The sequence below is a fragment of the Demequina phytophila genome (assembly GCF_000971135.1).
In the GTDB taxonomy this organism is placed as follows: Bacteria; Actinomycetota; Actinomycetes; order Actinomycetales; family Demequinaceae; genus Demequina; species Demequina phytophila.
Map to the genome: position 1 here is coordinate 202,281 of NZ_BBLW01000002.1, position 19,610 is coordinate 221,890.

The window sequence follows — 19,610 nt, forward strand, 5'->3', positions numbered from 1 at the left end:
CCTCTCAGGCCTCGGTGGCCTCGGCACGGGACTGGCGGCGCTCGAGCATCCGGTGCTCCGCGACCAGCACCACCGCGACCAGGGCCGCGCCGGCGAGCATCGCGAGCACGGGCGCGAGGATCGGATCGGTCGGGGCGACGCGGACACCGTCCGCGTCCTGCCACGGCCACAGCGCGAGCAGCGAGCCGGCCATCACGCCGGTGAGGATCACCAGGGTGAGGCGGCGGTGGTGCTCGAGCAGCCACTGCAGCAGCTTGACGATGGTGACGAGCCCGATCGCCAGGCCGATCGCGAACCACGCGAGGTAGCCGAGGTCGCGGTCGTTGAGCGCCGCGATGGTGGGCTCGTACAGGCCGAGCGTGAGCAGCAGGAAGGATCCCGACAGCCCGGGAAGCACCAGGGCGGACACCGCCAGCGCTCCCGCGGGGACCAGCACGTACGGCTCGGGGGAGAGATGGCCGGCGGGCAAGGACACGATGATCCCGACGGCGATGGCCGCCACGGCGCCGATGACCCATTCGCGCCCGGTCCACGCGCCGGTGTGGCCGGCCCGGGTGGAGGAGGCGCGCGAGTGTCGGAACGGCACCGCGAGCGAGGCGATCACCAGGCCCAGGAACAGGCCGCGCATGGTCTCGGGGTGGTCCTCGAGCAGGCCCTCCATCACGTGCGCCATGCCGAGCAGCGCGACCACCATGCCGACGCCGATGGGCAGGACCACGCCCCAGCGCACGCGCGCGAACTGCTGGCGGGCGTGGGACAGGCCCCGCCCCCGCAGGCCGTCCGTGACGGTCGCGCGGATGCCGCCGATGAGGTGGCCGGCGGAGGTGAGCAAGGTCTCGTAGACGCCGGTCATGAGCGCGACGGTGCCGCCGCTCACGCCAGGCACGGTCTCGGCGGTGCCGATGGCGGCGCCGCGGACCACGTCGAGCGCGACCAGCAGCGGGGTGCGGCGCGCCTGCGGCTCGCCCGCCTCGACGGGGGACGATGCGTGGGTCACGCCGCGCTCTCCGGCGACGGGGCCGCGGGGGCGACCGCGGCATCGTGCCTCCGCACGCGACGCTCGCGCAGCAGCAGGGCGAGCGCGATCGCGGGCAGCGCGAGCGGCACCCAGCCGTACGCGGAGCCGTATCCGGTCCACACCGTCTCGTCCGGCCACCACGAGGACTCGACGTAGCCGAGCGTGCCGACGATCAGAACGCCAGCGAGCTCGAGCGCCGTGCCCACGAGCGCCACGCCCGCCCACCGCCTCCACAGCGCGACCGCGATCACGGCATAGAGCAGGGCGGACACGCCGGACACCAGGTACGGCACCGGCGCCTCGGACAGCTTGGTGGAGATCTGGTAGCTCGAGCGGCCGAGCGCGGCGAGCGCCAGCACGGCGTACGCGACGATCAGCGAGATGCGGGCGATGGGGTTCACGCCGCGGCCTCCATGATGACGAGGATGCGCCACGCGACCACGGCGAGCGCGATCGCGACGATCACGGCGGCCGCCGCGTCGACGCGCGCGATCTGGGTGGGGGACAGGACGGGACGGTTCGGGTCGGGGTCCGCGGCGGCGGCCTCGGGCGTGCCGAGCCGACCGATCCCCAGCAGCGCCAGGAGCGCGAGCGAGGCGATGAGGTAGCCGCCCGCGAGCAGCAGGTCCGCGTCGGTGCCCGTGACGAGCAGCACCACCACGGTCGCCGCGTGCGCGAGCACCGCGGCGAAGGTCACCGGGACCATCCATCGCAGCACGCGGTGGGCGGGAGGCCACGCGAGCGTGGCCAGGCCGGTGAGCGCGAGGAGCGCGGACACGACAAGAACCAGGGGGTAGACGACCCCGGTGTACAGCTCCACTACGCCTGCTGAGCCGCCTGCTGGACGCGCATGGGAAGGCGGGTCATCTCCTCGCCGTCCACGCTGATCACCCAGGAGAACAGGCGCGGCTTGTCGAACCGGAGGCCGTCGATGGTGAAGGCGAAGCTCGCGACCTGCTCGTCGCCGTCGACCAGGTGGGCGGGGCGGCCCACGGTGAACTCGCCGCCCATCGCGCGCACGGGCGCGGGCTTGCCCTCGGCGTCGGGACGGACGCCGATCGGGTACTCGACGCCGTCCTCGGTGAGGAGCTTGAGCTCGAACTGGTGGGTCCGGTTGGTCTCCGTGAAGGGGACGTGGACCACGGCGCCGACCGAGAGGCGGCGGTGCACGGCCGGGAAGCCGCGCACGAAGATGATGTTCCACCCCGCGCCGAGCGCGTAGATCTTGTTCTGCACGACCTCGGCCGAATCGGCGAGGAATGCGTCCACTCTCACAACAGCGTCCTTTCGTGGGGTGCTGCTCAAGCGTAGCGCGACCGGGTGACAGGCTCTCACCTGGCATGTGGACGATGCGCGGGCCGGGCCGGGTGCGCCGGTAGTCTGTGCGCGTGGCGGGCACGATCAACAGGGACGACATCGCGGCGGTCCGCGAGCGCGCGCCCATCGAGGAGATCGTCGGCCAGCACGTCGCGCTGAAGTCCGCCGGCGTCGGTTCGCTCAAGGGCCTGTGCCCGTTCCACGACGAGCGCTCGCCCTCCTTCCACGTGCGCCCGGCCGCCGGCCGTTGGCACTGCTTCGGGTGTGGCGAGGGCGGCGACGTCATCGAGTTCGTCATGCGGATGGACGGGCTGCCGTTCGCCGAGGCGGTCGAGTACCTCGCCGACCGTGCGGGCGTGACGCTCCGCTACGAGGCCGGCGGGCGTCGCGGCTCCGAGTCGGGGGCGAGCATGCGCCGCCGTCTGCTCGAGGCGCACCGCGTGGCAGCCGAGTACTTCGTCGCGCAGCTCGAGTCGCCCGAGGCGCGGATCGCGCGCGACTTCCTGCGCGAGCGTGGCTTCGACAGCGCGGCGGCCACGACCTTCGGGTGCGGCTACGCGCCCCAGGGCTGGTCGCACCTCACCGACCACCTGCGCGCGAAGGGCTTCACCGAGCCCGAGCTCAAGGCGTCCGGGCTGGTGTCCGAGGGGCAGCGTGGGGTGTACGACCGCTTCCGTGGCCGCCTGGTGTGGCCCATCCGCGAGGTGACGGGGGATGTCATCGGCTTCGGGGCCCGGCGCCTCCACGAGGACGACCAGGGGCCGAAGTACCTCAACACACCCGAGACGCAGATCTACAAGAAGAGCCACGTGCTCTACGGGCTCGACCTCGCCAAGGGCGCCATCCGTTCGGAGCGCACCACGGTGGTGGTGGAGGGCTACACGGATGTGATGGCGTGCCACCTCGCGGGCGTCACCAATGCGGTCGCGACCTGCGGCACGGCGTTCGGCGAGGACCACGTCAAGGTGGTGCGCCGCCTCATGGGCGACACGGGCGCGACCCAGCTCAAGGTCGGCTCGACCGGGGCGAAGGTGGTCTTCACGTTCGACGGCGACGAGGCCGGCCAGAACGCGGCGCTCAAGTCCTTCGCGCTCGACCAGCAGTTCCTCGCGCAGACGTTCGTCGCGGTGGACCCCGAGGGCATGGACCCGTGCGACATCCGTCAGCGCGACGGCGACGACGCGGTGCGCCGGCTGATGGAGCGGCGCACGCCGCTGTTCGAGTTCGTCATCAAGGCGTCGCTCGCGGCGCACGACCTCGAGACCCCCGAGGGACGCGTGGCGGCGCTGCGGACCGCGGCGCCGATCGTGGCGCAGATCCGTGACCGTGCGATCCGGCCCGAGTATGCGCGCCGCCTCGCCGGCTGGCTGGGCATGGAGCCGGCCGACGTGCTGCGCGCCGTGTCGCGGGCGGGGGAGCGGGGCGGTGCGGGGTCGGGCGGTGGCCGTGGCACCGCGCCCGGTGGTGCACCCGCGGGACGTCCGGGACAGGGCCAGCCCGCGCATCGTCCCGACGACGGCCCGCCGCCTATGGACCCCGAGACCGGGCAGATCGCGACCGTGGTCGCGTCCCGGCCCAACCCGCGCGACCCGGTGGTGCGCGCGGAGGCGCTGTCGTTGGGGGTGCTGCTGCAGGCGCCGACGGCGATCGCGGCGGACGCGATGACCATGGGGATCGTGGCGGAGCTCTCGCGTGTGTCCTTCACGGCGCCGCAGTACGGGCAGATCTTCGACGCGGTGCTCGCCGCGGGAGGGCCCGCTGCTGCCGGACCCGACTGGGTGGGTGCGGTCGAGGAGCAGGCGGGGCCCGAGCTCGGGACGCTGGTCTCGCAGCTCGCCGTGACGCCGCTGCCGCACGACAAGCCGGCGGAGATCGGGGTGTACGCGCGCTCGGTGCTCGCGCGGATGCTCGACCTCGCGATCACGCGCACCACCGCGGACCTGCGCGGGCGGATGCAGCGCGCCGGCGCCGGGACCGATGCGGCGAACGCGGCGTTCGCGGAGATCATCCGGCTCGAGGGGCGGCGCCGGCAGCTGCGCGAGGTGGAGTGACCCTGCACGGTGTCGGAGGCCGCTGTCGGAGGCCGCGCGTAGCCTGCTGAGAGGTCGATCTCGGGAGGCTGGCATGGCATCACCACGGGTGTCGTTCGTGACGTTGGGCGTCGCGGACCTGGCGCGTGCGCGCGCGTTCTACGAGGCATGGGGGTGGAAGGTCGCGTCTGCCGAGGGGGACATCGTGTTCTTCCAGGCCAACGGGACCGTCATCGGGCTGTTCGGGCTCGCCGACCTCGCTGAGGACCAGGGGAGACCCGGCGCGGCTCTTGGGGTGGGCGCGATGACGCTCGCGCAGAACTACCCGACCGAGGCCGAGGTCGACGCGGTGTTCGAGGAGGCGCTCGCGGCCGGCGCGACGCTGCTCAAGCGGCCGGAGAAGGTGTTCTGGGGCGGGTACAGCGGCTACGTCGCGGACCCGGACGGCCACGTCTGGGAGCTCGCGATGAACCCGTTCTCGCCGCCGGAGGCGGACGGGTCGGTGGTGCTGGGGTCCGGGGCGTCCTAAGTCTGGTGCGGCGCGCGCGGGCGGGGTAGCGTCCGAAGGGTGGACGCGGAGCGCGCGGTTCAGGCGCGGGCGCGGCACGATGTCGCCGCGCTCACGGGCGCCTTCGTGCCCACCACCAGGATGATGCGCGATCTGCAGCTCGCGTCGCTCATGCGCCACGGGCGCCGTGCGGTGACACGGATCATGCGCGAGGCCGGCCTGGTGCGCGCATGGTGGGCGCGGTCGCCCCTCCTCATCCTCGTTGCGCCGCTCACGCTGACGTACGCCGCGGTGTTCGGGCATGCGCTCATGTTCATCGCCGGCGGCGCGCTCCTGATCTGGGGCGGGATGAGCGAGCCGCGGCTCAACCGGGCCGAGCGGCACGAGCGGTGGCTCCTCATGATGGCCTATCGCAACGCGGCCGCGGACGCGTTGGATGCGCGCGTCGACCGCTTCGCCTACGGGTGGGGAGAGGAGCCGGGGACCGCGCTCAGGTGACCCGCGCATCGTCCCCGGGGACCCCGGGAAAGCAGAAGGCCCGGTCCTCGAAGAGGACCGGGCCGGTGGCTCCCCCGACTGGACTCGAACCAGTAACCTGCCGATTAACAGTCGGCTGCTCTGCCAATTGAGCTACGGAGGAATGCGAGGAATACTGTACCGGATCCCGGAGGGGTCCGGTGACCACCTCGCATCCGCTCCGCGCTCGTCGGGGTGCTGACGGGGCCCGTCAGTGCTTGTCGGTAGCCTCGTTGAACTTGGCGGCGACGGCGTCCTTCGCGTCCTCCACCTTGTCCTTCGCCCCGGCCTTGAGCTGGTCGATCTTGCCCTCGGCCTCGAGCTGCTCATCGCCGGTCGCCTTGCCGGCGCCCTCCTTGGCCTTGCCCTTGAGGTCCTCGGCGGCGTTGCTCGCACGGTCGTTCATGCTCATGACTCCTCCACATCGACTCGTCACGGACCGCGGTCGCGGTCACCCTTGGTACAAGGCGAATAGTTGGCGAGGCATTCCCCAGGTGTGTGGGGCGGTGGGTGCGCGGGGTGGCTCGCGGTGTCGCCGGTGCGCGCGCCGGTAGACTGTCCGGCGGCCTCCTCCGAGGCTGCGGGCCAGTAGCTCAGCAGGTCAGAGCAGTGGACTCATAATCCATCGGTCGCGGGTTCGAGCCCCGCCTGGCCCACCGATGGCAGCGCGGGGAAGCGCTCGCGCAGGTCCACCTTGCGCACCTTGCCGCTCGCGGTCCGCGGGAGCTCGTCGACCACGATCGCCGCGCGCGGGAGCTTGTACTTCGCGACCCGGCCCCGCAGGTGGGCGAGCACGTCCGCGGGGGTGACCGCCGCATCGTCGTGCAACGCGACGATCGCCAGAGGCACCTCGCCCCAGCGCTCGTCGGGGACGCCGATGACCGCGACCGCGCGTACGTCGGGCAGCTCCATGACCAGCTGCTCGATCTCGGCGGGGTACACGTTCTCGCCGCCGGAGATGATCATGTCCTTGAGGCGGTCGGTCACGGTCAGGTAGCCGTCCTCGTCGAGGAACCCGACGTCGCCGGTGCGCAGCCAGTCGCCGTCGCGAGCCTCCGCGCTGGCCTCCGGCCGGCGCCAGTACTCGCGGATGACGTTGGGGCCGCTGATCTGGATCTCGCCCGCCTGGCCCGGAGGCAGCTCGCCGCCGTCGGCATCCACGATCCGCACGTCGGTGAAGAAGTGGGCCAGGCCGGAGGTGCCCGCGTGGTCGCGCGCCTTGCTCACCGGCAGCGAGGTCGCGCCGGGGGAGGCCTCGGTCATGCCGTAGCCGCTCGAGAACGCGAGCCCGCGCGCCTCGTACGCGTCGATGACCCGCAGCGGCATCGCGGAGCCGCCGCACGTGAGCTTGCGGATGCTGGACAGGTCCGTCGACTCCCATGCCGGGTCCTCCGCGAGGAACTGGAAGGTGGTCGGCACCCCTGACAGGCTTGTCACTCCGTGCCGCTCGACGGCCGCGAGCACCTCGGCGGCCTCGAATCGCTCGTGCAGCACCACCGCGCCGCCCTTGAGGAGCGTGGGAAGGGCACCCATGCTGAGCGCGGCGACGTGGAACATCGGCGACATCATCATCGCGACCTCGTCGCGCGTGACGTCGTAGTCGACGATCGCGTTGAGGACATTCCAGGTGAGGTTGCCGTGGGTGAGCACGGCGCCCTTCGGGCGGCCCGTCGTGCCGGAGGTGTAGAGGATCATCGCCGGGTCCTCGAGCGAGACCTGCTGTGCGAACCGGGAGGGGGCGCTAGCGGTGATCGCATCGTCCAGGCTCTCGACCGCGGGCAGGTCCGCCGGACCGTCCACGACAAGCCGCTTGCGGATCCCGCTCGACCAGGCTGCCGCCCGCGCGAGGTCGCGCACCGACTCGTGCGTGATCAGGAACGTCGCGCCCGAGTCCTCGATCATGTACTCGAGCTCGCGGGGGGCGAGGCGCGTGTTGAGCGGCACGAAGATGGCCCCGAGCGCGCCGCACGCGAAGAACGTGGTGAGGAAGTCGGGGTGGTTGTTGCCCAGGTAGACCAGGCGGTCGCGCTTGGCCAGCCCTCGCTCCGCCAGCGTGGCGGTGAGGCGGGCGACGCGGTCGGCGAGCTCGTCGTACGTGTACGTCCCGCCCTCCCAGATGAGCGCGACGTCCCCGGCCGACTTGATGCGGCGGCGTTCGATCCAGTCGCCGAGTCCCTGATTCTTCATGCTTTCCTCGCTGTGGTCCGGACGGCGGTGTCAGGCGTAGAAGCGGTACAGGCCGCGCGCGACCACGGCCGGCTTGGTGCCGCCCTCGATCTCGATGGTCTGGTCGACGGTGAGCTGGAACCCGCCGGCGATCTCGGTGACCTCGGCGATCACCGCGTTCATGCGCACCCGCGCGCCCACCTTCACCGGCGAGATGAACCGCACCTTGTCGAGCCCGTAGTTGACCTTGGTGGTGACGCCGTCGACGTCGAGCAGCTCTGTCCAGAAGCGCGTGGCGAGCGACAGCGACAGGAAGCCGTGCGCGATAGGCCCGCCGAAGGGGCTCTCCGCGGTCGCCCGCTCGGGGTCGGTGTGGATCCACTGGTGGTCGTCGACGGCGTCGGCGAACAGGTTCACGCGGTCCTGGGTGATCTCGAGCCAATCGGTCCAGCCGAGGTCGCGGCCCTGGAGGTCCGGCAGCGAGGCGTAGGGGACGGTGGCGGTCATGGGGATGCCTTTCGGTTCGGAGGTCGGGGGAGGGGACGATGCGATGGTCGGGGGCCGCGGTCAGGTCGACGCGGTCAGGTGGCGAGGCCGAGGAGTCGGACGGCGTTGTCCTTGAGGATCGCGCCGAGCCGTTCGGGCCTGAGGGCGGTCTGCTGGACGTCGTCGAGCCATCGGTCGGGGGTGAGGAGCGGGAAGTCGGTGCCGAACAGCACGCGGTCCTTGAGGTAGGAGTTCGCGGCGCGGACGAGCGACTCGGGGAAGTACCGCGGGCTCCATCCGGACAGGTCGATCCAGGTATTGTGTTTGTGGGTCGCCACGGCGAGCGCCTCGTCCTGCCACGGCACGCTCGGGTGGGCCATGATGATCTGCAGGTCGGGGAAGTCGGCTGCGACGCCGTCGAGCAGCATCGGGTTCGACAGCGCGAGGCGCAGCCCGCGTCCGCCGGGCAGCCCGGCCCCGATCCCGGTCTGGCCGGTGTGGAACAGCGCGGGGACGCCGGCGTCCTGAATTGCGGCGTACATCGGGTACCAGCGTTCGTCCGAGGGATCGAAGCCCTGCACCGTCGGGTGGAGCTTGAACCCGCGCACGCCGTGGTCCTCGACCAGCCGGTGGATCCGGTCGACCGCATCGTCCCGATGCGGGTCGACCGAGCCGAAGGGGATGAGCACATCGGCGTGCGCCGCCGCGCCTGCCGCGATCTCAGCGCTGTCCAGTGGAGGGTGGCCCAGGTGGGTCTCCGCGTCGACGGTGAAGACCACCGCCGCCATGCGGCGCTCGCGGTAGTACCCGGCGATCGCGTCGAGCTCCGGACGCGGGCCGTCCGCCTTGAAGTAGCGCGAGGCCGCCTCGGCGAGGTCGCTGGGCAAGGAGGCGTGGCCGTGGCCGTCAACCTCGACATGCACGTGCATGTCGATCGCGGCGAGCGAGTCCAGGTCCAGCGCGGGCTCGTATCGCGTCATCGCATTCTCCGGCGGGTCCGGACCCGGCTCACGCCTGGGGCTTCGGACGGACCAGGTCCTCCGGCAGCGCGGGGAAGCGCTCGCCGACGGTCTGCTCGTGGTCCACCAGGAGCGTGGGGAGCTCGGTGGCGAGCGACTCGGCCGTCCACCCGCCCTCGCTGTAGGCGGTGGCGACGGCCTCCGGGTGCGACCACAGCTGGACGCGATCACCGCCGATGCCGATCACCTGGCCCGTGACCTCGGCGGCGTCGGACGCCAGGTACGCGATCAGCCCCGCCACGTCGTCGGACGTGCCGAATCCGAGGTCGTGGCGGAAGAAGGCGGGCATGGGCTCGCCTGCGGCGTCGGCCTCGACGGCGGCCGCGAAGTACGGCACGGTCGCGGTCATCGCGGTGGCGGCGACGGGGATCACGGCGTTGACCGCGATGCCGGCGCGCTTGAGCTCCAGGGCCCATGTGCGCACCATGCCGACGACCCCGGCCTTCGCCGCCGCATAGTTGGTCTGCCCGAAGTTGCCCCGCTGGCCCGTGGGGGACCCGATGCAGATGATCCGGCCCTTCACCTCGTGCTCGCGGAAGTATGCCGCGGCGGCGCGCACGCACGTGAAGGTGCCGCGGAGGTGGACGCCGATCACGGTGTCGAAGTCGTCGTCCGACATCTTCCACAGCACCGTGTCCCGCAGGACCCCGGCGTTGGTGACCAGGATGTCCAGCCTCCCGAAGGTGTCGAGCGCGGCGGCCACGAGCGCATCGGCCGTCGCGGTGGGGCCCACCGGAGCGACGACCGCGATCGCGGTGCCGCCCGCACGTTCGATCTGGGCTACGGCATCGGCGGCTATGGCCGTGTCGACGTCGTTGACGACGATCGAGGCGCCGTGGCGGGCGAGCTCGAGTGCGTAGGCGAGGCCGAGGCCGCGGCCAGATCCCGTGACGATCGCGACCTTGCCGGAGAGTGAGGTGTGGTCCGTTGGCATGCGAGAACTCCCTTGTTCTTGAGCCTCAGCACACCAGAAGTCATTGAGAATGTCAATGATTGACTTCATCACGAAGCGTGGCAGGATGGGCGCATGGACACCGACGAGGGCGCGCGCGCGTACAGCTCGCCCACCCTCGACGCAGACACGAGCTTCCTGCTCGCGCGGGCGAGCGCGATGGCGTCTGCGGTGGGCAACCGCGCGATCGCGGACCTCGGGCTCAAGGTGCGCACCTACTCCGTGCTGGCGGTCGCGGTCGAGGTCGCGCCGTCGCAGCGCGAGCTGGCGGAGCGGCTCCGGCTCGACCCGAGCCAGATCGTCGCGCTGGTCGACGAGCTCGAGACGCGCGGCCTTCTCGAGCGCCGCCAGGACCCGACCGACCGCCGGGCGCGCATAGTCGCCGCGACCCCGGCCGGGGTCACGCTGTTCGAGCAGGCGCGGGCGCGGATCGAGGACGCGCAGCGCGACCTTTGGGCGCCGCATTCGGCGGCCGAGGTCGAGGCGCTCCGGGCGCTGCTGCGACGCGTCGCTTACGCCGACCTGCCCTAGCGCGGCCCCGGGCATGTAGCCCCTGCGGTTGAGCCTGGGCTGGTCACTGGTTGCTGCCCATGCGATCTCCCGTGCCCGTGCCTGGCAGAGCCCACTCCCGCGGGCCACCGACGTGGCCCATGGACTGCGATGCAGTGCCAATCGCGCTACGTCCGCAGTGCAGGCTGTCGGCGCCGGGCGCGTCATCGTTGCAGCGTAGGTGCCCCGAGAAAAACGTCAGGCTCCAGAGCGGCACCCCACGCCGCCGCGGATCCGGTTCGCTCTCAACGCGCTGGACTAAGTCGGGTGCGCCCGCGGATTGACACGTGATAACGTCCGATTGACACGAGTTAACGGAGACAACATGTCACGAGTCGCACTTGACCACGCTTGGACCTTCAGGCACCACGACGCCGACCCCGCTGCAGCGGAGCAGGTCACGCTCCCTCACGACGCGATGGTCCACGAGACCCGCCGCCCTGACGGTGAGACAGATCGGCACGGCGGCTACTTCCCGGGTGGCCGCTACATCTACGAGCGCGAGATCGAGCTACCGGAGCTCGACGACAACTCGGTCGTCACCCTCGTCTTCGAGGGCGTGGCCGGCGGGGCGCGGGTCTTGATCGACGGTGCCGAGGTCGGGGCGTGGAACAGCACCTACCGCGAGGTCGAGCTCGACATCTCCAGTGTCGTGGCGGGCGGCACCGCGCACCGGATCCAGGTCGAGGTCGACAACTCACATGTGCCCCACAGCCGCTGGTACACGGGCGCCGGACTGTACCGCTCTGCATGGATGGAAGTATCCGGCCCCCACCGCTTCGCGCCTGATGGCGTCCGCTTCCACACCGTCCGCCTCGACCAGCGCACGGCGGTCGTGGAGGTCGACTTCGACGCCGTGGCGCCCGCCACAGGCGCGCAGGTCTCCGTGGAGCTCGCAGCGCCGGACGGGTCGGTCGTGCGCGCCGTGTCCGATCTCGAGGGCTCCGCGGCACGAGTCGTCCTGACCGTGCCCGACCCGCTCCCGTGGTCGGACATTGACCCCTTCCTGTACGCGGCGACCGCGCAACTCTCCGTCGGTGGAGCGGTAGTGGACCGACGCGACTTGCGCATCGGCCTGAGGACGGTGACCGTCGACGCCCATGACGGCCTGCGCGTGAACGGCGAGACCGTGCTACTGCGCGGCGCGTGCGTGCACCACGACAGCGGCGTCCTCGGCGCGGCGACGCTGGCTGCGGCGGAGAAGCGCCGCGTCCGGATCCTCAAGGAGAACGGTTTCAACGCGATCCGAAGCTCGCACAACCCTGCGTCCCGCGCGATGATCGAGGCCTGCGACGAGCTCGGCATGTACGTCATGGATGAGCTCACCGACGTCTGGTACGACCACAAAACGCCGCACGACAGCGCGGACGATTTCGAGGCGACGTGGCGTCCCGACGTCGCGTCGATGGTCGCGAAGGACCGCAATCACGCGTCGGTGATCATGTACTCGATCGGCAACGAGGTCGCCGAGACGGCCACGCCCAAGGGCGTCGGGGTGTCCGGCGAGATCGCGACCTACCTCCGCGCACTCGACCCGCACCGGCCGACGACCGTCGCGGTCAACCTCATGCTCAACGTGCTGGCCGGGTTCGGCGTGAACGTGCACGCGCAGGGTGCCAGCGCAGATGCGAAGCGCAAGCGCACCAGCGGTGCGACGAGCGAGTCCGCCAACCAGCTGACGTCCAATCTTGGCGCGATCATCCGCCTCGTCTCCCGCCTGCCACAGGCCGACCGCAACTCCAAGGGAGCCTTCGCGACCGTGGACGTCGCCGGCTACAACTACGCCTGGAACCGGTACCGAGGCGACCTGCGCAAGCATTCCGAGCGGGTCATCGTCGGCAGCGAGTCCATGCCTGGCGAGATCGCCCGGATCTGGCCGCTCGTCGAGAAGCACCCCGCCGTCATCGGCGACTTCATGTGGACCGGCTGGGACTACCTGGGTGAGACCGGCATCGGCTCGTGGACGTATGGCGAGGACCCGATTCGCGGCATGGCGAAGCCCTACCCGCACGTGCTCTCGGGATGCGGTGCGATCGACATCACCGGACTCGCGGGCGCCCACGTCATGCAGGCGCGCGCCGCATGGGGACAGCTCGTTGCGCCTGCGGTTGCGGTGCGTCCGGTGACGCACGCGGACGAGCGCGCACACCGGTCAGCGTGGCGCACGACCGATGCGGTGGCCAGCTGGTCGTGGACGGGCTACGAGGGCCGTCGTGCCGAGGTCGACGTGTATTCGAACGGCGACGCGATCGAGCTCCTCATCAACGGCAGGAGGGTCGGCAGGCGAGCGGTAGGCAAGGTGCGTGGACGCGCGCTGCGCTTCAAGCTTCCATATGAGAAAGGTGAGCTCACCGCGGTCGAGTACCGGGGTGGCGAGGAGTTTGCGCGCACGGTCCTAAGGTCTGCGGACGGCCCCCTGACGCTGCGCCTCACCGCGGACCGGACCGAGTTGAGTGCCGACGGTCACGACCTCGCGCACGTCGCGATCGAGCTGGCCGATGCAGATGGCACTGTCGACTGGGCATCCGAGGATCGGATCAGCGTGGAGGTCTCGGGAGCGGGCGTGCTCGCGGGCCTGGGGAGCGGCGACCCCGCGCCTCTCGATGAGTACCCGTCCCCGACGTGCACTACCTGGTTCGGTCGCGCTCTGGCGGTCGTGCGCGCCACCGATGTCCCCGGACCAATCCGTATGCGCGTGACGGGCGAGCGTTTCGGTACGGCCGACATCGAACTCGTCGGCCGTCTCCACCCGGCCGAGATCTCAGTGCAGGTCTAGCCAGCGTCACAGTCCCACCTCCGTCTTCACCCACACCGCACTGCTCAAAGGAGAGTCATGTCGCACCAGCCCGCTGAACCCCAGGAACGCGCGCCCATCCACGCGGCCGTCGACACTGCCGAACCGCTGGCGCTCGATGACGGTGAGCCCACATCCATGAGCCGCTGGCTCTGGGTCGCGTACCCGCTCGCCCTGCTCGGCGTCACCGGGGTGTGGGGCGCCGTGCTCCAGGTCCTCCTCAGCACCCAGATCGCCACCATCGTGAGCGAGATCGGCTCCGCGGCGGGAACCCTTGGCTGGGTCGTGAGCATCGGAGCCGTCTCCTCGGTGCTGGCGCAGCCCATCCTGGGGCGCCTCTCGGACCGCACGCGCACGAAGATCCTGGGCCCCCGCAATGTGTGGGTGCTCGGAGGCGCGGCGGCGGGCGCCGTCGCGCTCGTCGCGACGGGCCTCATGACTACCCCGATCTCGATCGCGATCGCGTGGGCCGTCGCGATGTGGCCGCTCAGCGGTGTTCAGGCCGCACTGACCGCCGTCATGCCCGAGCGCATCCCGCTGAACCGTCGCGGCAGCATGTCGGGCATCGTCGGGACTATCCAGATCGTCGGAGGATTCATCGGTGTCACGCTCGCGGGCGTTGCCGACACCACGCAGTTGGGCTACGTGTTCGCCGGCGTGCTGCTGATCACCACGTCGTTCGTCTTCGCCTTGACCACCAAGGACCCGCTCCGCGGCCGCCCGCGCCTGGTCGCAGGTGAGGCGCCGCGCGTCCCGTTGCCGACGTTCACGACGGCACCGGACTTCTGGTGGACGTTCACGTCCCGATTCCTGGTGCTGTTCGGGTTCTTCCTGACGACCACGATGCAGCTGTACATCATCCGTGACTGGATCGGCGCCGGAGCGGGCACGATCGAGGCCGCGCAGGACGCCCTGATCCCCATCGTGGGTGTCAACAGCCTCGCGACCATGCTGTGCGCCGTGCTGGCCGGCGTGCTCGCCGACCGGTTCGGCAGGCTCAAGCCGTTCGTGGCTACATCGGCCCTGCTCGGCGTGCCCGCGGGACTGGTGGTCGTCTTCAACCCGACGATGACGGGGCTGTTCATCACCTCGGTGCTTTCCGGCGTGGCGCTCGGCGCGTACATGGCGGTGGACCAGGCGCTGATCTCCAGGGTGATTCCGTCGAAGGAGACGGCCGCTCGGGACCTCGGGCTGATCAACATCGCGAACGCGGGACCACAGATCATCGCGCCCGTCATCGCTGGCGCGGTCGTGGCAGCGACCGGCAACTACGCGCTGCTCTACATCGCGCTGGGCATCTTCGCGATCCCTGGTGCGCTCGCGGTGCTCAAGGTGCGCTCGGTGCGATAGGTCCGGGGCGCCGGGGCTGGTTCCCCGTGCCCCGGCGCTCGCCTTCCTACAATGAACACCCAGGACAGTGACCAGGTGAGGAGCCCACGTGCCCGCTGAAGGTGCAGGTATTCCTGTTCGTGCCACCAGCGCCGCGGTCGCTGTGCGTGCGGGCGTCTCTCGCGCGACCGTGAGCCAGATCCTCAACGGCCGCGCGCACCTGTTCGCCCCGAGCACCGTCGACAAGGTGACGGCGGCCGCCGAGGAGCTTGACTACCGCCCGTCGGTCGCGGCGCGCGCGCTCGTGACCGGGCACAGCGACATCGCTGTCCTGGTGGTCCCGTACGTGACGTTCGGCCCCCACCTGCAGGCCATCATCGACGACCTGGCTGACCGGCTCTCCACGATCGGACTTCTGCTGGTCGTCGAATTCGTGCGTCACGATGTGACACCGCTGCTGCGCCTCGTCGATCAGCTGCGCCCCGCGCTCGTCATCGATCTTGCGGCGCTGAGTCCGCGACAACGCGACGCTCTCCGACACTCGGGCGCAGTTGTGCCGGGCGGCGAGTACGCCCGCGATGAGGTGGGTGCGCTGCAGGTGCGGCATCTCGTCGAGCGCGGCGCGGTGCGGGTCGACTACGCGCTTCTGGCGGACTCGCGCGACGACGCCTATGGGCCGGCGCGCGTGCGCGCCGCCCAAGACGAGTGCGCACGGCTCGGGCTGCCCGCCCCGCGCGTCCTCAGGATTCGTGCGGATGTCGAGGCCGCCGAGGATGCTCTCCGAAGCCTCGCTGTCGACTCCGGTCCCACGGCGATCGCCTGCTACAACGACGACATCGGTTCGGTGCTGGTCACCGCTGCCGGGCGGCTCGGGCTTCGTGTCCCCGGCGATCTCTCCGTCATCGGCATGGACGACAGCCTTACTTCTCGGGTCTGCGTGCCCGCCCTCACGACCATCACGATGGACCTTGCGGGCGCGGTCGACGTCACATTCGAGCTGGTCCGCGCCGCGCTAGACAACAAGCCCCACGGGACCGGCGAGGTCGAGGCGATCGATTTCGCACCGCTCCTGACGCTGATCCAGCGAGCCTCTACCTAGCCGCTCGGGAGCATCAGGGCCCGCCGGGTCGCCGGGTGGACACCTCGCGCGCGAACGCTCGCGGTGGCCCCGTGAGCCGGCTGGATCGTCGCCTTAGCGAGCCTGGACGAGATGCCGCCGCAGCACCTCGGCGCTCACCTCGGCACTGCGAACGGGTGAACCGTCGATCCAATTCTTGTGCGTCTCGAGCACCACCGCCGCCGCGCCCGCCTCCGACGCTTGCGCGATGAGCGCGGGGATGTCCATGTTGCCAAGCCCGAGCTCCACGCTGTCGAGCTTGTCGATCGGCGTCATGCTCGACCCGGTTCGTCGGCTGCCACGGTCGGTGAGGTGGCAGAGCTCCACGCGCCCACCGAGCCGGCGCATCAACGCGAGCGGGTCCACGCCCGCCGTGGCCGCCCAGAAGCAGTCGACCTCGAAGTTGACGGACGCGGGATCGGTCCCTTCGATCAGGACGTCGAAGGCGTTGATGCCGGGCGCCACCTTTCTGAATTCCACGTTGTGGTTGTGGTAGAGCAGGCGCAACCCCGCGTTCCCCAGACGTCGGCCCGCGGCGTTCAGCCTCTGGGCAAGCGACTCCACCTCACGCAGATCGGAGTAGTCGAACCGGTACATGCCTGTGACGACGACATGCATGGTGCCGAAACGGCGCGCACGCGAGATCACCGCATCCGTGTCCGCCTCGATGGTGCCGAGAGCCTCGTGGATCGCGACCACGCGAAGCGGGAAGTCGGCGAGTATCGCGTGCCAGTCCAGCCTTCCGCCGCGGCCCGCCGGCATGCCCGCCGCCTTGGTGAGCGCGCGGACCACCCACGGCGTCGGCTGCGTCTGGAACGAGTTCAGCTCGATGCCGGCGAAACCTGCCGCCACGAGCGCGCCAAGGGTCTCTCTGGCCTGCGCCTCCGTCGAGGTGACCGTGCCGATCTGGATCTGCTGGATCGCGACGAGCGGGCGGGTCATGCGGGAAGCCCCGCGCCCCGTCGCGTCAGCACGCCGTCGGTGACCGTCGCGGTGACGAGCTCGGCGAACTCGACGTCGGCCGCCAACGCCTCGGACACGAGCGCCAGCAGAGCGTGCGTCGGCTCTGCCGAACCGGAGGCGGCGACGATGTCGCCGTGGAGACTGTCGCGGCGGCCTCCGTCCGCGAGAATGTTCGAGATCCACGCCGCGATCGCCCGCGCGCACCCGCTGGCGGGACGCCCGGCCATGAGCTCCGCCAGTGCGACCGGCACGATGCGCACGCGAAGCTTGGTCAGCGAGTCCTCCGCGATCTGGTCGAGCCGGTGCGCGATGCGCGGGTTCTCGAATCGCATCCAGAGGTCGGCGCAGTAGCGTTCGGCCTCCACCTCGGCCGGGAGGTGCCGGGACGCCTCGCGCCAGAAATCGGTGACGAGCGCTCGGCACGCCGCATCGCCCGAGGCCGCCGCGACGGTCTCCAGCCCGAGACCTCGGCCCAGGTTCGCCATGGCGGTGTGCGCCCCGTTGAGCAGCCAGAGCTTCCGGTTCTCGAACGGGTCGATTTCGGTGACGAATCGGGCGCCTGCGGATTCCCACAGGGGTCGCCCCGCCACAAAGTCGCCCTCCAGGACCCAGTCGGCGAACTCCTCCGCGACCACCGGCGCGCGATCGATCAGCCCGGCGGCGCGGGCGAAATCGTCGTCACCTCCTGAGAAGCGAGGGGTGATCCTGTCGACCGAGGTGGACACGAAGGTGACATTGCTCTCGATCCAGGCCACCAGGGCGGGGCCGATCGCGTTCGCGAAGGCGCGAAGGCCGGTCCTGACCATCCGCCCGTTTGCCGGCATATTGTCGCAGGGCATCACCGTGATCGGGCCTGCCCCTGCGCGCCGACGGCCGTCGAGAGCGCGCGCGATCAGCGCGAGCGGCGACCGCACCGCACCTACGCCCGCGGCGAGGGCGTCCAGGTCTGCCGCGACCACGGGATCCGACTGCTCCGGGCTCCCGGACGCGTCGAGCCGGTAGCCCGCCTCGGTGACTGTGGTCGAGATGATCGCGACCGCCGGGTCGGCGATGTAGCGCTCGAACGCCGCCGCGTCATCGGCGGAGTGGACCGCCACGATGCTGTCGATCACCTCGACGTGGTCCCCGGCACGGCCTCGCAGGGTCAGCGTGTACAGCTGATCCTGTGCCCTCAGCGTCGCGATCATCGCATCGCCCTGCTCGCCCGCGCGCCCGGTGAACGCGGCGATGCCCCAGTCGGCCGCATCGTCCGCATGCGCGGTGTACCAGGCCTGGTGCGCCCGGTGGAATGCGCCGAGGCCGAGATGCACGATGCGCACGGGCGCGGCCGGCCGTGCGTGCGCAGTGCGGGAGAGCGGAGCGACGGGTGTCACAGCTTGAAGACCTTTCTGGGGATGGCATCGACGGAGTCGTCGATCATGCGTTCCGCCGCGGGCGTGCCGATGCGGCCCTCCGCGACCAGGCGCGCAAGGAACGATGCGTCGGCTCGCCGGGAGACGCCGTGGCGTGCGGGGATGGACAGGTAGGCGCGTGTGTCATCGATGAAGCCCGAGGTCCGATAGAACCCCGCGGTCTCGGTCACCGCTGCTCGATAGCGCGCCATCGCGTCCGGGGCGTCGAGGAACCACCACGGGGCGCCGACGAAGACGCTCGGATAGAAGCCGGCGAGTGGGGCGAGCTCGCGCGAGTAGACGGTCTCGTCGATGGCGAACAGCACCAGGTGGAATCCAGGCGCGGTGCCGAAGCTCTGGAGCAACGGTCGCAGGTTGTCGGTGAACTCGGTGCGCACCGGGATGTCGTGCCCCGTGTCGGGCCCGAACCTCTCGAAGGTGGTGCTGTGGTGGTTCCTGCGCACGCCCGCATGGATCGTCATGACGAGGCCGTCGTCGACGCTCATGGCCGCCATCTGCCACAGCATGTGGCCGCGGAACCTGCGGAGGTCCGTCTCGCTGAGGTGTCCCCGCAGCGCCGCCTGGAAGAGATGCTCGCCCTCGATCGGGTCGAGCTCGCATGTGAACGGCTCGAAGACGCCGTGATCGGCGGAGACCGCGCCGTGGTCGATGAAGTGTCGGCGCCGCACGCGGAGCGCGTCCAGGTATCCGGCGAAGGTCAGGGGAGTCGCCGTGGCAGCCGCGAGACGCTCGATTCGTTCCGCGAAGCCGGCGGACGCCGGATCGAGGTAGGCGTCGGGGCGGAAGGTGGGCAGCACGCGCCCGCCGAAGGACCTGTCTGCCGCGAGGAGTGCGTGGTCGGAGAGATCGTCGAGCGGATCGTCGGTGGTGGCGAGGACCTCGATGCGGAACCGGTCGAACAGCGCTCGCGGACGTAGCTCGGGGGTCCGCAGGGCTGCGTCGATGCGGTCGTAGAGGGCGTCCGCGGTGTCGGGACCCGGTGCCCACCCGATGTCGAAGACCTCGGCGAGCTCCTCCTCGAGCCAGTATGCGGACGCCGTCCCGGCGAAAAGGTGCCAGCGGTCGCAGAGTTCGCGCCAGATCGCACGCGGAGCGGCGCCATCGCGCGGCCGGAGCCGCTCGAGGGGCACGCCGTCGGCGTGGAGCAGACGCGTGATGTAGTGGTCGTGGACCACCAGCAGATCGGCAGGGTTGCTGAACTCCACGTCGTGAGCCAGCCACGAGGCCGGCACATGCCCGTGGGGCGAGATGATCGGGGCATCCGAGACGCGGGCGAGCAGGTCCCGCGCGATCGCGCGAGTCTCCGGATCCGCGGGCAGGAGGCGGTCGGGGGCCCGCAAGGACGTCGTTGGCATGCGTCGATTGTGCGGCAGGATTGCGTGATTTGTCAATCGGTTGCCAAACGAGCGGACGGGCAACGCGCCTTGGACGCGG

Annotated in this window: 19 protein-coding genes and 2 tRNA genes; 8 read left to right on the forward strand and 13 right to left on the reverse strand. The window is 70.7% G+C overall.

Annotated elements, in window-relative coordinates; all coding sequences use genetic code 11:
* Positions 1-4 precede the first annotated feature (4 nt).
* The 4 genes from AOM01_RS03685 to AOM01_RS03700 are packed head-to-tail and all read right to left on the reverse strand — an operon-like array spanning position 5 to position 2,293.
* Entirely contained in the window at positions 5-997 is a 993-nt protein-coding gene (locus AOM01_RS03685) for a DUF368 domain-containing protein (protein ID WP_082109953.1), read from the reverse strand.
* The gene (locus tag AOM01_RS03690) at positions 994-1,419 is read right to left on the reverse strand and encodes a hypothetical protein (RefSeq protein WP_062289149.1); all 426 of its coding nucleotides are present in this window, start codon (positions 1,417-1,419) and stop codon (positions 994-996) included. Before AOM01_RS03690 ends, AOM01_RS03685 begins: the two co-directional genes overlap by 4 nt.
* Positions 1,416-1,838: a hypothetical protein gene (locus tag AOM01_RS03695; RefSeq protein WP_062289152.1), complete on the reverse strand. Its 423-nt coding sequence runs from the start codon at positions 1,836-1,838 to the stop codon at positions 1,416-1,418. The genes AOM01_RS03690 and AOM01_RS03695 overlap by 4 nt, the downstream gene beginning before the upstream one ends.
* Positions 1,838-2,293 (reverse strand): DUF6941 family protein, encoded by a 456-nt coding sequence (locus AOM01_RS03700; RefSeq protein ID WP_156155814.1) that lies wholly within the window; start codon positions 2,291-2,293, stop codon positions 1,838-1,840. The genes AOM01_RS03695 and AOM01_RS03700 overlap by 1 nt, the downstream gene beginning before the upstream one ends.
* A gap of 113 nt (positions 2,294-2,406) precedes the next feature.
* Here AOM01_RS03700 and dnaG point away from each other — a divergent pair, with 113 nt between their 5' ends.
* The 3 genes from dnaG (at position 2,407) to AOM01_RS03715 (ending at position 5,371) form a co-directional block, all read left to right on the forward strand.
* On the forward strand, positions 2,407-4,386 hold the full coding sequence (gene dnaG / locus AOM01_RS03705) for a DNA primase (protein ID WP_062289890.1): 1,980 nt from the start codon (positions 2,407-2,409) through the stop codon (positions 4,384-4,386).
* 73 nt (positions 4,387-4,459) lie between these two features.
* On the forward strand, positions 4,460-4,894 hold the full coding sequence (locus AOM01_RS03710; RefSeq protein ID WP_062289157.1) for a VOC family protein: 435 nt from the start codon (positions 4,460-4,462) through the stop codon (positions 4,892-4,894).
* Positions 4,895-4,933: 39 nt separating this feature from the next.
* Positions 4,934-5,371 (forward strand): hypothetical protein, encoded by a 438-nt coding sequence (locus AOM01_RS03715; RefSeq protein ID WP_062289159.1) that lies wholly within the window; start codon positions 4,934-4,936, stop codon positions 5,369-5,371.
* A 66-nt stretch (positions 5,372-5,437) separates the two neighbouring features.
* Here the strand turns inward: AOM01_RS03715 and AOM01_RS03720 are convergent.
* A tRNA-Asn gene (locus AOM01_RS03720) sits at positions 5,438-5,513 on the reverse strand.
* An 87-nt stretch (positions 5,514-5,600) separates the two neighbouring features.
* The gene (locus tag AOM01_RS03725; RefSeq protein ID WP_062289161.1) at positions 5,601-5,801 is read right to left on the reverse strand and encodes a CsbD family protein; all 201 of its coding nucleotides are present in this window, start codon (positions 5,799-5,801) and stop codon (positions 5,601-5,603) included.
* 170 nt (positions 5,802-5,971) lie between these two features.
* Here AOM01_RS03725 and AOM01_RS03730 point away from each other — a divergent pair.
* A tRNA-Ile gene (locus AOM01_RS03730) sits at positions 5,972-6,045 on the forward strand.
* On the opposite strand, the gene AOM01_RS03735 is transcribed toward AOM01_RS03730, so the two are convergent.
* From AOM01_RS03735 to AOM01_RS03750, 4 genes are all read right to left on the reverse strand, one after another.
* Positions 6,005-7,576, reverse strand: a complete 1,572-nt coding sequence (locus tag AOM01_RS03735; RefSeq protein ID WP_082110001.1) for an acyl-CoA synthetase — start codon at positions 7,574-7,576, stop codon at positions 6,005-6,007. The genes AOM01_RS03730 and AOM01_RS03735 overlap by 41 nt on opposite strands.
* A 30-nt stretch (positions 7,577-7,606) precedes the next feature.
* The gene (locus AOM01_RS03740; protein ID WP_062289164.1) at positions 7,607-8,062 is read right to left on the reverse strand and encodes a MaoC family dehydratase; all 456 of its coding nucleotides are present in this window, start codon (positions 8,060-8,062) and stop codon (positions 7,607-7,609) included.
* A 74-nt stretch (positions 8,063-8,136) separates the two neighbouring features.
* Positions 8,137-9,021: an amidohydrolase family protein gene (locus tag AOM01_RS03745; RefSeq protein ID WP_062289166.1), complete on the reverse strand. Its 885-nt coding sequence runs from the start codon at positions 9,019-9,021 to the stop codon at positions 8,137-8,139.
* 28 nt (positions 9,022-9,049) lie between these two features.
* Positions 9,050-9,994 (reverse strand): SDR family NAD(P)-dependent oxidoreductase, encoded by a 945-nt coding sequence (locus AOM01_RS03750; protein ID WP_062289169.1) that lies wholly within the window; start codon positions 9,992-9,994, stop codon positions 9,050-9,052.
* A 93-nt stretch (positions 9,995-10,087) separates the two neighbouring features.
* Here AOM01_RS03750 and AOM01_RS03755 point away from each other — a divergent pair, with 93 nt between their 5' ends.
* From AOM01_RS03755 to AOM01_RS03770, 4 genes are all read left to right on the forward strand, one after another.
* Positions 10,088-10,543, forward strand: a complete 456-nt coding sequence (locus AOM01_RS03755) for a MarR family winged helix-turn-helix transcriptional regulator (protein WP_062289172.1) — start codon at positions 10,088-10,090, stop codon at positions 10,541-10,543.
* 343 nt (positions 10,544-10,886) lie between these two features.
* Entirely contained in the window at positions 10,887-13,337 is a 2,451-nt protein-coding gene (locus AOM01_RS03760; RefSeq protein WP_082109955.1) for a glycoside hydrolase family 2 TIM barrel-domain containing protein, read from the forward strand.
* A 156-nt stretch (positions 13,338-13,493) separates the two neighbouring features.
* Positions 13,494-14,705 carry an MFS transporter gene (locus AOM01_RS03765; protein ID WP_169746508.1) on the forward strand — a complete coding sequence of 404 codons (1,212 nt, stop codon included), beginning with the start codon at positions 13,494-13,496 and terminating at the stop codon, positions 14,703-14,705.
* Between the two features lie 142 nt (positions 14,706-14,847).
* Positions 14,848-15,783, forward strand: coding sequence for a LacI family DNA-binding transcriptional regulator (locus tag AOM01_RS03770; RefSeq protein WP_062289180.1), 936 nt, complete (start codon positions 14,848-14,850; stop codon positions 15,781-15,783).
* A gap of 93 nt (positions 15,784-15,876) precedes the next feature.
* Here the strand turns inward: AOM01_RS03770 and AOM01_RS03775 are convergent, their stop codons facing one another.
* From AOM01_RS03775 to uxaC, 3 genes are read right to left on the reverse strand one after another with little or no spacing between them, the layout of a single operon-like run.
* Positions 15,877-16,743 carry a sugar phosphate isomerase/epimerase family protein gene (locus AOM01_RS03775; protein WP_062289182.1) on the reverse strand — a complete coding sequence of 289 codons (867 nt, stop codon included), beginning with the start codon at positions 16,741-16,743 and terminating at the stop codon, positions 15,877-15,879.
* Positions 16,740-18,137 carry a mannitol dehydrogenase family protein gene (locus AOM01_RS03780; RefSeq protein ID WP_062289185.1) on the reverse strand — a complete coding sequence of 466 codons (1,398 nt, stop codon included), beginning with the start codon at positions 18,135-18,137 and terminating at the stop codon, positions 16,740-16,742. The genes AOM01_RS03775 and AOM01_RS03780 overlap by 4 nt, the downstream gene beginning before the upstream one ends.
* On the reverse strand, positions 18,134-19,531 hold the full coding sequence (gene uxaC / locus AOM01_RS03785) for a glucuronate isomerase (protein WP_062289188.1): 1,398 nt from the start codon (positions 19,529-19,531) through the stop codon (positions 18,134-18,136). The genes AOM01_RS03780 and uxaC overlap by 4 nt, the downstream gene beginning before the upstream one ends.
* Positions 19,532-19,610 lie beyond the last annotated feature (79 nt).

Excerpts from the sequence above, each read along its gene's own strand:
- AOM01_RS03710 (WP_062289157.1), top strand. The coding sequence starts at position 4,460 with ATGGCATCACCACGGGTGTCGTTCGTGACGTTGGGCGTCGCGGACCTG.
- AOM01_RS03725 (WP_062289161.1), bottom strand. The coding sequence starts at position 5,801 with ATGAGCATGAACGACCGTGCGAGCAACGCCGCCGAGGACCTCAAGGGC.
- AOM01_RS03735 (WP_082110001.1), bottom strand. The coding sequence starts at position 7,576 with ATGAAGAATCAGGGACTCGGCGACTGGATCGAACGCCGCCGCATCAAG.
- AOM01_RS03740 (WP_062289164.1), bottom strand. The coding sequence starts at position 8,062 with ATGACCGCCACCGTCCCCTACGCCTCGCTGCCGGACCTCCAGGGCCGC.
- AOM01_RS03745 (WP_062289166.1), bottom strand. The coding sequence starts at position 9,021 with ATGACGCGATACGAGCCCGCGCTGGACCTGGACTCGCTCGCCGCGATC.
- AOM01_RS03750 (WP_062289169.1), bottom strand. The coding sequence starts at position 9,994 with ATGCCAACGGACCACACCTCACTCTCCGGCAAGGTCGCGATCGTCACG.
- AOM01_RS03755 (WP_062289172.1), top strand. The coding sequence starts at position 10,088 with ATGGACACCGACGAGGGCGCGCGCGCGTACAGCTCGCCCACCCTCGAC.
- AOM01_RS03760 (WP_082109955.1), top strand. The coding sequence starts at position 10,887 with ATGTCACGAGTCGCACTTGACCACGCTTGGACCTTCAGGCACCACGAC.
- AOM01_RS03765 (WP_169746508.1), top strand. The coding sequence starts at position 13,494 with ATGAGCCGCTGGCTCTGGGTCGCGTACCCGCTCGCCCTGCTCGGCGTC.
- AOM01_RS03775 (WP_062289182.1), bottom strand. The coding sequence starts at position 16,743 with ATGACCCGCCCGCTCGTCGCGATCCAGCAGATCCAGATCGGCACGGTC.
- uxaC (WP_062289188.1), bottom strand. The coding sequence starts at position 19,531 with ATGCCAACGACGTCCTTGCGGGCCCCCGACCGCCTCCTGCCCGCGGAT.